Origin of the sequence: Streptomyces rhizoryzae, assembly GCF_023155275.1 — a bacterium.
GTDB classification, from domain to species: domain Bacteria; phylum Actinomycetota; class Actinomycetes; order Streptomycetales; family Streptomycetaceae; genus Streptomyces; species Streptomyces rhizoryzae.
Genome location: NZ_JALMUV010000002.1, coordinates 15,505 through 28,208 on the forward strand (window position 1 = coordinate 15,505; position 12,704 = coordinate 28,208).

Here is a 12,704-nt window from a genome sequence, read left to right on the forward strand (position 1 = left end):
GGGGCGCTTCCGGCGGCATCCGGCGAACCCTCCCGGTGAGCCGGAAGCGCCGTTTCTGCCGGGAATGCCGGGAACATCGGGAAGCGGGGCATTCCGCGCGGCGGGGCGGCGGTGCGCGGCGCCGCCGGGAAGCGAACCGCCATACCAAAACGGGAGTTGGAGCGCCAGCCCGGTCACCCGGGCCGGTGCAATCGGACGGGCGCGGACACGAGTCCATAACGATCACCGCCGGGCCCCGGAAGGCCGCGGGACCGGGCCCTTCCGGTGGTGGCGCCGCCGCACTCCGCCACGGGGTCCGAACCCCGGACACCCGTACGGGTACGGCCGCCCGCCGGTTACCGTAAAGGCACCATGAGCGCATCGCAGACCCCGCCGGCCACCGCCGTACCAGGCGACGACGCACCGACCCTGCTGGTCAAGATCTTCGGGAAGGACCGGCCCGGTATCACCGCCGGTCTCTTCGACACCCTCGCCGCCTACGCCGTCGATGTCGTGGACATCGAGCAGGTGGTGACCCGGGGCCGCATCACGCTGTGCGCACTGGTCACCACGCCCGCGGGCCGGGGCGCCGACGGGGCCTCCGAGGGCGACCTGCGGGCCACCGTGCACAGCTGGGCCGAGTCCCTGAACCTCCAGGCGGAGATCATCTCCGGCCGCGGCGACAACCGCCCGCGCGGTGTCGGCCGGTCCCACGTCACCGTGCTGGGGCACCCGCTCACCGCGGAGTCGACCGCCGCCATCGCCGCCGCCATAACGGCCACCGGGGGCAACATCGACCGCATCTTCCGGCTCGCCAAGTACCCGGTCACGGCCGTGGAGTTCGCGGTCTCGGGCGCGGCGACCGATGCCCTGCGCAGCGTGCTGGCCCCGGAGGCCGCGCGGCTCGGCGTGGACGTCGCGGTGGTCGCGGCGGGGTTGCAGCGCCGGGCCCAGCGCCTGGTGGTCATGGACGTCGACTCCACGCTCATCCAGGACGAGGTCATCGAGCTGTTCGCGGCGCACGCCGGGTGCGAGGCCGAGGTGGCCGCGGTGACCGCCGCGGCGATGCGCGGTGAGCTGGACTTCGAGCAGTCGCTGCACGCCCGGGTCGAGCTGCTGCGCGGGCTGGACGCGTCCGTGGTGGACCTCGTCCGCAAGGAGGTGCGGCTCACGCCGGGGGCCCGGACGCTGGTGCGGACGCTGAAGCGGCTGGGCTACCAAGTCGGGGTGGTCTCCGGCGGGTTCACGCAGGTCACCGACGCGCTCCAGGAGGAGCTGGGGCTGGACTTCGCCTCCGCCAACACCCTGGAGATCGTCGACGGCAAGCTGACCGGGCGGGTCACCGGCGAGATCGTGGACCGGGCCGGGAAGGCGCGGCTGCTGCGGCGGTTCGCCCACGAGGCCGGGGTACCGCTGGCGCAGACCGTCGCGATCGGCGACGGCGCCAATGACCTGGACATGCTCAACACGGCGGGCCTCGGGGTCGCCTTCAACGCCAAGCCGGTGGTGCGGCAGGCCGCGCACACCGCGGTCAACGTGCCGTTCCTGGACACCGTGCTCTATCTGCTGGGCGTCACCCGCGAAGAGGTCGAGGCGGCGGAGACGCACGTGGAGTGAGGCGCCGCGGGCGCGCGGGCCGCACCGCGCGCCGGGCAGGCCGAAGGCCCCGGCACGCGGGACGTGCGCCGGGGCCTTCGGCTGTGGCGTCCGGTGGTGCGGCGGGCGCCCTTCCGGGGCCCGGCCGCGGGCGGTGTCAGGCGTGCGGCGTCCAGAAGGCGACGAGCCGGCCGACACCGTGCTCGACGGACTTCCAGGAGCCGTTGAAGGCCAGCACGGCCATCGCCGACGTCGGGAAGCCGCTGCGGTTCATCCGCGCCAGCAGGTCGCCCTCGGCCTCACCGGCGAGGGCGTCGGCCAGCGCGTGCATCCCCGGGTTGTGCCCGACCACCAGCAGGTCGGTCACGTCGTCGGAGACCTCGTTCAGCAGGGCGAGCAGCTCACCGAGGGAGGCTTCGTAGAGCCGCTCGTCGTAGACGGTCCTGGGGCGCTGCGGAAGCTCGGAGACGACCAGCTTCCAGGTCTCGCGGGTGCGCACGGCCGTCGAGCAGAGGGTCAGGTCGGGGCAGGCCCCGGCACCGGCCAGCCATCGGCCGGCGACCGGCGCGTCCTTGCGGCCGCGGTCGGCGAGCGGGCGCTCGTGGTCGCTGTCGTCCGACCATTCGGCCTTGGCGTGTCGGAGCAGGACAATCCGGCGGGGTGTATCGACGCTCATGCGTCCCAGCTTCGCATGAAAGCCGTGGCCCGGCGCGGGGTGTTGGCACGTCCCCTCCGCCGGGTGACGCGTCCCGGGACACCGCCGCGGGACGCCGCCGGCGCGGGCCCGCTCACCGGCCCAGGCGTATCAGGTGGGCCAGGAGGTCCAGCAGCGGGGCGAGGCTTTCCGGGGCCCGCGCCGCAGCGGCCGCGCTCGCCTGGCCGGGATGCGCCACCAGCACCAGCAGGGCCGTGAAGGAGACCACCGGCAGCGCCAGCGCCCACCACGGCGGCGCCGTGCGCCTGCGGGGGACCGGCACGGCGGACGGGCGGCGGAACGCGGTGGACACGGCGGGCTCCTGGACGGGTCGCGGGGCGGCGCACCACCGGCCGGCGGCGCACCCACCGCCCTCCCGAGCGGTCTACCGGCAACGCTACGGACTCCCGCCGACCGGTCCCATCGGGGAAACCCCCCAGAGATCCCTGAGCCGGGCCCCCTAGGGGATCGGGGGACGGCCCCGCCGGCCGGGCCCCGCCGGGCCCGGCAGCCCCGGCAGCCCCGCCCGTCACCGCGTACGGCCGGTGTCAGGGGGCGGGCCGCCGCGGCGTCATGGCGCGGCGATGCTCGCGATGATCGCGACGACGGCGGTCACGCCGAGCATCAGGCCCAGGACGAGCAGCAGCTTCTTCTGGCTGCCCTGCGGATTCGGTTCGAGCACTGGCATGCGCCCAGTGTCGCACCCGTCCCCGGCGCGGCTCCGGTCAGGGCGCGCGACCGGCCCCCGGCGCGCCCCCGTCGGCGCCCGGTGCCGCCCGTCCCGGGACGGGCCGGGGGCACCCCCTTGCCGGCCGCCGCCGTCAGCGCTCGTCCTCGATCCGGCGGTTGCGGCCCGCCAGCGTGCCCACCGCGATCTGCGGCACCATCAGCCCGACCATCAGCGCGATCGGCAGGCCCCAGCCGCCGCTGTGCTGGTAGAGCGTGCCGACCAGCAGCGGCCCGGGGATAGAGATCAGGTAGCCGACGCTCTGCGCGAAGGCGGAGAGCTTGACCACGCCGGCCGGGCTGGACGACCGCATCCCGATCATCGTCAGGGCGAGTGGGAAGGCGCAGTTGGAGATGCCCATCAGCAGCGCCCAGAGCCACGCCCCGGCGGCCGGCGCCAGCCACAGCCCGGTGTAGCCCGCCAGCCCGCAGACCCCCAGGACCACCACCAGCGGCCCCTGGTGCCGCATCCGGGCCGCCAGCCGCGGCAGGACGAAGGAGAGCGGGACACCGACCGCCATGGTGACCGCCAGCAGCACGCCCGCGGTGCCCGCCGAGACCCCGGCGTCGCGGAAGATCTGCGGCATCCAGCCCATGGTGATGTACGCGGCGGTCGCCTGGAGGCCGAAGAAGACCGCCAGCGCCCAGGCGGTCGGCGAGGAGGTGATCCGTATGGGGGGTGCGGCGGTTTCCTGCGTACCGCTTTCCGGTGCCGCTGCCCCGGTGGCCGGACGGCGCCGCAGCACCACCAGCCACGGCACCACGGCGACGGCGGCCAGCAGCGCCCACACCGTCAGGCCGGTGTGCCAGTCGCCGCCCAGCGCGCCGGTCATCGGGACGGTGAGCGCCGCGGCGAGCGAGGTACCCAGGGCCAGCGCCATGGAGTAGAGCCCGGTCATCGGGCCGACCCGGTCGGGGAACCAGGTCTTGATCACCACGGGCAGCAGGACGTTGCCGACCGCGATGCCGGCCAGCGCCAGCGCGCTGCCCGCCAGGAACCCGGGCGTCCCGCCGGCGTACGGGCGCACCGCCACGCCCACCGCGACCGCCGCCATGCCCGCGCACACGATGGCGCCGGGCCCGAAGCGCCGGGCCAGCCGGGGCGCGGCGATCCCGAAGACGGCGAAGCAGAGCGCCGGTACGGAGGTCAGCAGGCCGGCGACGGTCCCGCTCATGCCGAGCCCCTCGCGGACCTCCTCCAGGAGGGCGCCGAGGCTGGTGATGGCGGGGCGGAGGTTGAGCGCGGCGAGGACGAGACCGGCGATCACGATCCGCGGCAGCCAGCGGGCGGCGGCGGTCGGCTCGGCTTCCTGCCCGGGTGCGGGGCCGTGCGCGGGTCGCGCCGGACCGGCGTCCGCGGCGGGCCGGTCGGAGGTCGTCGGGGGCGCGGCGGCCGGGCCGAGGGTCGCGAGGTCTTCGTCTGCCATAGGGGTCATCATAGAATCATGGGATGAATGGGTGTCCAGCCTTCGTCGGTAGCCTCGGGGCACCCCCACGGCGCCACGGGCCCCCGCGGCCCGCCCGCGTCCGCGCCGCCGCCGTCCGTCCGGCCCACCGGCCGCCGCACCCCGGAGCCCCACCATGCCCCTGACCTCGCCCCGCCGGTCCGCGCTGGCCGACCAGGTGATCGCGCAGCTGCGCGCCCAGATCACGTCCGGCGACTGGCCGGTGGGCTCCCGCATCCCGACCGAGCCGGAGCTGGTCGAGCAGCTCGGGGTGGCCCGCAACACCGTCCGCGAGGCCGTCCGGGCGCTGGCGCACAACGGCCTGCTCGACATCCGCCAGGGCTCGGGCACCTACGTCGCGGCCACCAGCGAGCTGGCCGGGGTGATGAACCGCCGGTTCGCCGACGCCGACCCCCGGCACGTCGCCGAGCTCCGCTCCGCCCTGGAGGCCGAGGCCGCCCGGCTCGCGGCGCAGCGCCGTACGGACGCCGACCTGCGGCAGCTGGACGCGCTGCTGGAGCGGCGCGAGACGGCCTGGCGGTCCGGGGCCGCCGAGGCGTTCGTGGCGGCCGACGCGACCCTGCACATGGCCGTGGTGGCGGCTTCCCACAACGACGTGCTGGCCGCCGTCTACGCCGATCTCGGCGGGGTGGTGCGCGACTTCCTGCGGGCCGACGTCGGCACCGTGCTGCGCCCGGAGGCGCACATGGACCACGCGCGCCTGGTGGAGGCGATCCGCGCCGGGGACGGCGACCGGGCCGCGGCCGAGGCCGGCGCCCACTCCTTCGGCTGCCGCGGGCCCCTCCTGGGCCGCGGCTGACCCGCCCGCCCCGGGGCCGGATACGCGGACCGCCCGCCCCGGCGGACCGGGACGGGCGGTACGGAAGCGCGGGGCGTCAGGCGCCCATCATGTGCACGCCGCCGTCGACGTGCACGATCTCGCCGGTGGTCTTCGGGAAGAAGTCCGACAGCAGGGCGACGACACCGCGGCCCGCGGGCTCCGGGTCGGCCATGTCCCACTCCAGCGGCGAGCGGGTGTTCCACACCTCGGCCAGGTCCGAGAAGCCCGGGATGGACTTGGCGGCCATCGAGCCGATCGGGCCCGCCGAGACGAGGTTGCAGCGGATGTTCCGCTTGCCGAGGTCGCGCGCCAGATAGCGGCTGGTGGCCTCCAGGGCGGCCTTGGCCGGGCCCATCCAGTCGTACTGCGGCCAGGCGAACTGCGCGTCGAAGGTCAGGCCGACCACCGCGCCGCCCTCCTCCGGCATCAGCGGCAGGCACGCCATGGTCAGCGACTTCAGGGAGAACGCCGAGACGTGCATGGCCGTGGCCACCGACTCGAAGGGCGTGTTGAGGAAGTTGCCGCCGAGGGCGTCCTGCGGGGCGAAGCCGATGGAGTGGACGATGCCGTCCAGGCCGCCGAGCTCCTCGCGTACCAGGCCCTCCAGGCGGTCCAGGTGCTCCTGGTCGGTCACGTCCAGCTCGATGACCTTGGCGGGCTTCGGCAGCTTCTTGGCGATGCGCTCGGTCAGGGTGGGCCGCGGGTACGCGGTCAGGATGACCTCGGCGCCCTGCTCCTGCGCGACCTTGGCCGCGTGGAAGGCGATCGAGGACTCCATCAGCACACCCGTGACCAGGATGCGCTTGCCGGCGAGGATTCCACTCATGCTGATCAGTGACCCATGCCCAATCCGCCGTCGACGGGAATGACGGCTCCGGTGATGTACGCGGCCTCGTCGGAGGCCAGGAAGCGGACCGAGGCGGCGACCTCCTCGGGCTGCGCGTAACGCGCCAGCGGCACCTGCTTCACGATGCCCTCCCGCTGCTCGTCGCTGAGCACGCGGGTCATGTCGGTGTCGACGAAGCCGGGGGCGACGACGTTGACGGTGATGTTGCGGCTGCCCAGCTCGCGGGCGAGCGAACGGGCGAAGCCGACCAGGGCGGCCTTGGAGGCGGCGTAGTTCGCCTGGCCCGCGGCGCCCATGAGGCCGACCACGGACGAGATCAGGACGATCCGGCCCTTGCGGGCCCGCAGCATCGCGCGGTTGGCGCGCTTGACCACCCGGAACGTGCCGGTCAGGTTGGTGTCGAGGACGGCGCTGAAGTCCTCCTCGGACATCCGCATCAGGAGCTGGTCGCGGGTGATGCCGGCGTTGGCCACCAGCACCTCGACCGCGCCCTGCTTCTCCTCGATCTCCTTGTACGCCTGCTCGACCTGCTCGGGGTCCGTGATGTCGCACTTCACGGCCAAAAAGCCCGCCGGGGGCTCGCCCGAGCGGTAGGTGATGGCGACCTTGTCGCCTGCCTCGGCGAAGGCGCGGGCAATGGCCAGGCCGATGCCGCGGTTGCCTCCGGTGACCAGAACCGAGCGGCTCAAGAGATCACCCTTTCCGTGTCCTGTCCGTCTTGCGTTCGGAACGAAACTATCGGTCGGGCGGCCCGTACGGGGAATCGAGGCCGCACAGGGGCGCGCCCCGGTCGCTGTCGGGTCCCCACAGATATCCGGGCGAGCGGCCGTGACCGGCCTAATAGACTGTCGCCCTGTCCTCCCGTTCGGGAACCACGATCGATCAGGAACGCCATGACACGCCTCGGCGAATCCGTCGCCCGCGCCAGCACGCTGCTCTCCGCCGACCTCTCCGCGGACGCCACCGTCCGGGAGCTGCTCCAGGAGACCGGTGCACGGCGTTATCTGGATCTGACGGACCTGCCGGCCAAGGAGCAGGCCGAGCTGATCGCCTCCCGTACGGTCGAGGTGCTGCCGGGCACGGAGAAGCTGGCCGAGCGCATCGAGGAGCGCCGGGCGGCGGGCCAGGGCCTGCACGTCAAGCTGGGCATCGACCCGACGGCCACCGATGTGCACCTCGGGCACGCGGTGCCGCTGATCATCCTGAGCCGCTTCCAACGCCTCGGCCATGACGTCACCCTGATCATCGGCGACTTCACCGCCAAGATCGGCGACCCGTCGGGCCGGACGGCCGAGCGCCCGCCGCTGACCGATGAGGACATCGCGCAGAACCTCGCCACCTACCGCGAGCAGGTGCGCCCGTTCTTCGACTTCGACAAGGTCAGCTTCCGGCAGAACAGCGAGTGGCTCGCGCCCTACACCTTCCCCGAGCTGCTCGGGCTGCTCGCCCAGGTGCCGGTCTCGCAGCTGCTCCAGCGCGAGGACTTCCGCAACCGCCTGGCGGCCGGTGCGGGCCTGACCATGACGGAGCTGCTGTACCCGATCGCCCAGGGCCTGGACTCGGTGGCGCTGGAGTGCGACGTGGAGCTGGGCGGCGCCGACCAGCTGCTCAACCTCCAGATGGGCCGCAAGCTGATGGAGCTGCGCGGCCAGCGGCCCCAGCTTGTGGTGACCATGCCGCTCATCGAGGGCACGGACGGCACCGGCGCCAAGATGTCGAAGTCCAAGGGGAATTACGTCGGTCTGAGCGCGCCCGCCGACGACGTCTTCGGCAAGATCATGTCGGTCCCGGACCGGCTGATGGAGCCGTACCTCAAGGCGTGGACGGAGTGGACCGACGAGGAGATCGCCCTCGTCCTGGGCCGGGTCGCGGACCGCTCGCTGCACCCGATGGACCTCAAGAAGATCCTCGCCGGCGAGGTCGTGACGGCGCTGTACGGACTGGACGCGGCGATGGCCGCGCGGGCCGGCTTCGTGGCGCAGTTCTCCAAGAAGTCGTTCACGGACGTGGCGTCGCTGCCGGTGGTGGACGCCGGCGAGCACGGGGAACTGGCGGTGGCCGCGGTGCTGGCGTCGGTCCTTGCGTTCGCGCCCAGCGCCTCCGCGGCGCGGCGGCTGGCCAAGCAGAACGCGCTGCGGCTGGTCGTCGAGGGCGGCTCCGGCCAGTCCACGGTGGTGCTCGCCGAGGCGGACGCGGCGCGCCCGCTGGCCGAGGTCCTGGCCGAGAAGCTGCCGGAGGCCGGGGGCGAGGTCTACCTCAAGGCGGGCCGCAAGCTGGCCCGGATCACCGGGCGGTAGTCCCGGTACGGCGTCGCGGCGGGGCGGCCGGCAGCACGGCCGCCCCGCCGCACCCCTTTCCGCGGCGCACCCGCACGCCGCGGGCGCTACGCCCCCCGGCCGAGCCTTGCATACGCCAACGATATGACCCGGTCTCGTAGGCCGGCCGGGGGCGGCGTACCGTGGGATCTGACCGGAATGCGGGGCGAGTCCGGCGCTACGGAGCGGGTGGTGGAACGGGATGCGGAAGCACAGTGAGGCGGAGACCTTCCGGATCACGGGAGCGCGGCAGGGGCTCACCGAGGACGTGCGGGGGCGTCAGCGGCGCTATGTGATCTCGATGGCGGTACGGAGCGTGGCCGTGGTGCTGACCGCCGTGCTGTGGAACATCGAACGGCCCGTTGCCATTGCAACGTTGGTGCTCGGCATAGGGCTCCCGTACATCGCGGTGGTGATCGCCAACGCGGGCCGGGAGAACGCCCCTTCGCTGCCGTCGACGTTCGTCAAGCCGGTGCGGCCCATGCTGACCTCGGGCGCACCGGAATCCGTTCCGGAACGGCCGGCGGCGGCCTCGTCGGAGCCCCGCGGGGACGGCGGCTGAGGCGGCCGGCGGGGACGGTCGCTCAGCAAAGCTCAAGAAAAGCTCAGATCAATCACGCGGTTCCGGTGCACCGCACGCCATCCCCCATGACATACTGCGTACGCGCTCCGCATCCCCCGTCGGAGCGACGGACCGACGCCGGGCGGCTCCCCCCGTGGCTGCCCGGCGTCGCCATGTCCGCCGGTCGGAGCCGATGATCGGCGGGACGTAGGGTTGAGGCGTGAACTCCCCGAACGATTCCCGCGCTTCCGAGAACGTCACCGTGTGTTCGGCCAAGGGCTGCCGGACCGCCGCGGTGTGGGTACTGGCGTGGAACAACCCCAAGCTGCACACGCCGGACCGGCGGAAGACCTGGCTGGCGTGCGACGCGCACCGGGAGCACCTGTCGCAGTTCCTGGCCGTGCGCGGTTTCCTCAAGGACGTGGTGGCGCTGGCGGACTGGGAGCAGCCGCCGTCAGCCTCCGATGGCTGACATGGGGCGGGCCGGCTGGAGGAAGGCGGGGTCGTCGAGTCCGGAGCCGGCCTTCTTGCCCCACATGGCCTGCTTCCAGATCCGGGCTATCTCGCCGTCGGGCGCGCCGGAGCGCAGCGCGGCGCGCAGGTCGGTCTCCTCGGTGGCGAACAGGCAGGTGCGCACCTGCCCGTCGGCGGTGAGCCGGGTGCGGTCGCAGGCGCGGCAGAACGGGCGGGTCACCGAGGCGATCACGCCGACCCGGTGCGGGCCGCCGTCGACGATCCAGCGCTCGGCGGGGGCGGAGCCGCGCTCGTCCTGGCCCTCGGGGGTGAGGGTGAAGCGCGTGCGGAGCGAGGCGAGGATGTCGCCGGCGGTGATCATGCCGTCGCGCTTCCAGCCGTGCTGGGCGTCCAGCGGCATCTGCTCGATGAAGCGCAGCTCGTAGTCGTTCGCGACGGCCCAGGCCAGGAGGTCGGGGGCCTCGTCGTCGTTGAGGCCGGGCATCAGGACGGTGTTGACCTTCACCGGGGTGAGGCCGGCGGCGCGGGCGGCTTCGAGGCCGCGCAGCACGTCGGCGTGGCGCTTGCGGCGGGTCAGGGCCTGGAAGACCTCGGGCCGGAGGGTGTCGAGCGAGACGTTGACGCGGTCCAGGCCGGCGGCGCGCAGGGCGGCGGCGGTGCGCTCCAGGCCGATGCCGTTGGTGGTCAGCGACATCCGGGGGCGGGGGGTGAGGGCCGCGACGCGCTCGACGATGCCGGGCAGGCCGGGGCGGAGGAGGGGTTCGCCGCCGGTGAAGCGGACCTCCTCGACGCCCAGGTCGCGCACGGCGATGCCGATCAGGCGGACGATCTCGTCGTCGGTGAGCAGATCGGGCTTGGCGAGCCACTGGAGGCCCTCTTCGGGCATGCAGTACGTGCAGCGCAGGTTGCACCGGTCGGTGAGTGAGACCCGCAGGTCGGTGGCCACGCGGCCGTAGGTGTCGATGAGCACTGGGCCCCCTCCCCGAGAGTGTGGATCGGCCCTCGGACAGTACGTCTTGCGATCAGTACGTCTTCGAGACTACGCGATGGGTCCGACAGTGAGGAGGCGTGAGAAGCACGAGGTGGGCGGGGTGGCGTCGTACGGAACTACGACGCGACCCCGCCCGGGCCCTGTAGAGACGGCTCAGTGCGCTCCGCTGCCGGTCAGGGCGCGGACCTCCAGTTCGGCGTACTTGGCGGGGTCGGGCTCCTCACGGGAGAGGAGGGAGCCGAGCCAGCCGAGGAGGAAGCCCAGGGGGATGGAGACCAGGCCGGGGTTCTCCAGGGGGAAGACGGCGAAGTCGGCCCCGTGGAACATCGAGGACTTCTTGCCGGAGACGACCGGCGAGAAGAGCACCAGGAGGACCGAGGAGGCCAGGCCCCCGTAGATGGACCACAGGGCCCCCCGCGTGGTGAAGCGCTTCCAGAAGAGGCTGTAGAGCAGGGTGGGGAGGTTGGCGGAGGCGGCGACGGCGAAGGCGAGCGCCACCAGGCCGGCCACGTTCAGACCGCGGGCGAAGACGCCGAGGACGATGGCGACCGCGCCGATGCCGACGGTCGCCCAGCGGGCCGCGCGGACCTCCTCCTTCTCGGTGGCCTGCCCCTTGCGGAGCACGTTGACGTAGATGTCGTGGGCGAAGGAGGAGGACGAGGCGAGGGTGAGGCCGGCGACCACGGCGAGGATGGTGGCGAAGGCGACCGCGGAGATCACCGCGAGCAGCACGGCGCCGCCGGGGGAGCCCGCGCCGCCGCCGATCTCCTGGGCCAGGAGCGGGGCGGCGGTGTTGCCGGCCTCGTTGTCGCGGGTGATGACGCCGGGCTTGATCAGCGCGGCGGCGCCGAAGCCGAGCGCCAGGGTCATCAGGTAGAAGACGCCGATGATGCCGATCGCCCAGTTCACCGACTTCCGGGCGGCCTTGGCGGTGGGCACGGTGTAGAAGCGGATGAGGATGTGCGGCAGGCCGGCGGTGCCCAGGACGAGGGCCAGGCCCAGCGAGATGAAGTCGATCTTCGAGGTGGCGGTGGCCCCGTACTTCAGGCCCGGCTCCAGGAAGGCGGAGCCCTTGCCGCTGTTCTCGGCGGCGGCGCCGAGCAGGGCGGAGAGGTTGAAGTGGAACCGCCACGCCACCAGGAAGGTGATCAGCAGGGTGCCGGCGATCAGCAGGACGGCCTTGACCATCTGGACCCAGGTGGTGCCCTTCATGCCGCCGATGGTGACGTAGAGGATCATCACGAGGCCGACCAGGACGACCACGAGGACCTTGCCGGTCTCGCTGGTGATGCCCAGCAGGAGGGTCACCAGGGCGCCGGCGCCGGCCATCTGGGCCAGCAGGTAGAAGATCGAGACGACGATGGTGGAGGCGCCCGCGGCGGTGCGGACCGGGCGCTGGCGCATCCGGTAGGCGAGTACGTCGCCCATGGTGAACCGGCCGGAGTTGCGCAGCGGTTCGGCGACCAGGAGGAGCGCGACGAGCCAGGCGACGAGGAAGCCGATGGAGTACAGGAAGCCGTCGTAGCCGAAGAGGGCGATGGCACCGGCGATGCCGAGGAAGGATGCGGCGGACATGTAGTCGCCGGAGATGGCCAGGCCGTTCTGGAAGCCGCTGAACTGCCGGCCGCCGGCGTAGAAGTCGTCCGCTCCCCTGGTCTGCCGGCCGGCCCAGACGGTGAGGCCGAGGGTGGCGGCGACGAAGACCGCGAAGAGGGTGACGATCAGGGTGCGGTGCTCGCCGGCGGCGCCGGCGGCGAGGGGCGGGGCGAGGTTCATGCGCCGGCCTCCTGGACGTCGGTCCGGCCGGTGCCGTCTCCGGGGGCATCGGTCCGCGTGCCGTCCCGCGGGGCGGCGGCCGGGCCCGCCAGCCGGGCCCTGAGGGCCTCGGCGCGCGGGTCGAGCCGGGCCGCGGCGTGCCGCGCGTACCACCAGGCGATCAGGAACGTGGTGGCGAACTGGGCGACGCCGAGCACCAGGGCGACATTGAGGTGGCCGGCCACCTTGGTGGCCATGAAGCCGCCGGCGTAGCTGGACAGCAGGACGTAGCCGAGGTACCAGAGCACGAAGGCCAGGGTGAGCGGGAAGGCGAACGACCGGTGCGCGCGCCGGAGTTCGGCGAACTCCGGGCTCGACTGCACCTGGCGGTAGTCGGGCGGGTCGTGCTCTCCCCGGTCGGCGGAGGGTGCGGTGATCACGGAGTCTCCTGACGCTCGATGAGCGGGTGGGGGCCTGCA

Annotated in this window: 14 protein-coding genes; 5 read left to right on the forward strand and 9 right to left on the reverse strand. The window is 73.2% G+C overall.

Annotated features, from left to right (window positions below):
• The first annotated feature begins 351 nt into the window (after positions 1-351).
• Positions 352-1,596, forward strand: coding sequence for a phosphoserine phosphatase SerB (gene serB / locus MUU72_RS01915; protein ID WP_248011311.1), 1,245 nt, complete (start codon positions 352-354; stop codon positions 1,594-1,596).
• Positions 1,597-1,732: 136 nt separating this feature from the next.
• Here the strand turns inward: serB and MUU72_RS01920 are convergent, their stop codons facing one another.
• The 4 genes from MUU72_RS01920 to MUU72_RS01930 all read right to left on the reverse strand — a co-directional run bounded on the left by MUU72_RS01920 (position 1,733) and on the right by MUU72_RS01930 (position 4,422).
• Positions 1,733-2,251 carry a SixA phosphatase family protein gene (locus MUU72_RS01920; protein WP_248011312.1) on the reverse strand — a complete coding sequence of 173 codons (519 nt, stop codon included), beginning with the start codon at positions 2,249-2,251 and terminating at the stop codon, positions 1,733-1,735.
• Between the two features lie 112 nt (positions 2,252-2,363).
• Entirely contained in the window at positions 2,364-2,582 is a 219-nt protein-coding gene (locus tag MUU72_RS01925) for a hypothetical protein (protein ID WP_248011313.1), read from the reverse strand.
• 258 nt (positions 2,583-2,840) lie between these two features.
• Positions 2,841-2,957, reverse strand: a complete 117-nt coding sequence (locus MUU72_RS35155; RefSeq protein WP_267890163.1) for an SGM_5486 family transporter-associated protein — start codon at positions 2,955-2,957, stop codon at positions 2,841-2,843.
• Between the two features lie 133 nt (positions 2,958-3,090).
• A complete protein-coding gene (locus MUU72_RS01930; protein WP_248011314.1) occupies positions 3,091-4,422 on the reverse strand; it encodes a CynX/NimT family MFS transporter in 1,332 nt (443 codons plus the stop codon).
• A 154-nt stretch (positions 4,423-4,576) separates the two neighbouring features.
• Here MUU72_RS01930 and MUU72_RS01935 point away from each other — a divergent pair, with 154 nt between their 5' ends.
• The gene (locus MUU72_RS01935) at positions 4,577-5,260 is read left to right on the forward strand and encodes a FadR/GntR family transcriptional regulator (protein WP_248011315.1); all 684 of its coding nucleotides are present in this window, start codon (positions 4,577-4,579) and stop codon (positions 5,258-5,260) included.
• Positions 5,261-5,336: 76 nt separating this feature from the next.
• Here the strand turns inward: MUU72_RS01935 and fabI are convergent, their stop codons facing one another.
• Positions 5,337-6,107, reverse strand: a complete 771-nt coding sequence (fabI, locus tag MUU72_RS01940; protein ID WP_248011316.1) for an enoyl-ACP reductase FabI — start codon at positions 6,105-6,107, stop codon at positions 5,337-5,339.
• Between the two features lie 5 nt (positions 6,108-6,112).
• A complete protein-coding gene (gene fabG, locus MUU72_RS01945; RefSeq protein ID WP_066977858.1) occupies positions 6,113-6,817 on the reverse strand; it encodes a 3-oxoacyl-[acyl-carrier-protein] reductase in 705 nt (234 codons plus the stop codon).
• A 204-nt stretch (positions 6,818-7,021) separates the two neighbouring features.
• Between fabG and tyrS the strand changes: the two genes are divergently transcribed.
• The 3 genes from tyrS to MUU72_RS01960 all read left to right on the forward strand — a co-directional run bounded on the left by tyrS (position 7,022) and on the right by MUU72_RS01960 (position 9,477).
• Positions 7,022-8,425, forward strand: a complete 1,404-nt coding sequence (tyrS, locus tag MUU72_RS01950) for a tyrosine--tRNA ligase (protein WP_248011317.1) — start codon at positions 7,022-7,024, stop codon at positions 8,423-8,425.
• A gap of 220 nt (positions 8,426-8,645) precedes the next feature.
• Positions 8,646-9,005 carry a DUF3099 domain-containing protein gene (locus tag MUU72_RS01955; protein ID WP_248011318.1) on the forward strand — a complete coding sequence of 120 codons (360 nt, stop codon included), beginning with the start codon at positions 8,646-8,648 and terminating at the stop codon, positions 9,003-9,005.
• Positions 9,006-9,225: 220 nt separating this feature from the next.
• On the forward strand, positions 9,226-9,477 hold the full coding sequence (locus MUU72_RS01960; RefSeq protein ID WP_248011319.1) for a hypothetical protein: 252 nt from the start codon (positions 9,226-9,228) through the stop codon (positions 9,475-9,477).
• On the opposite strand, the gene moaA is transcribed toward MUU72_RS01960, so the two are convergent.
• The 3 genes from moaA to MUU72_RS01975 form a co-directional block, all read right to left on the reverse strand.
• A complete protein-coding gene (moaA, locus tag MUU72_RS01965; protein WP_248011320.1) occupies positions 9,460-10,449 on the reverse strand; it encodes a GTP 3',8-cyclase MoaA in 990 nt (329 codons plus the stop codon). The two genes, MUU72_RS01960 and moaA, sit on opposite strands and share 18 nt — an antisense overlap.
• A 174-nt stretch (positions 10,450-10,623) precedes the next feature.
• Positions 10,624-12,246 (reverse strand): monocarboxylic acid transporter, encoded by a 1,623-nt coding sequence (locus tag MUU72_RS01970; RefSeq protein WP_248011321.1) that lies wholly within the window; start codon positions 12,244-12,246, stop codon positions 10,624-10,626.
• Positions 12,243-12,665, reverse strand: a complete 423-nt coding sequence (locus MUU72_RS01975) for a DUF485 domain-containing protein (RefSeq protein WP_248011322.1) — start codon at positions 12,663-12,665, stop codon at positions 12,243-12,245. Before MUU72_RS01975 ends, MUU72_RS01970 begins: the two co-directional genes overlap by 4 nt.
• Positions 12,666-12,704: the final 39 nt, after the last annotated feature.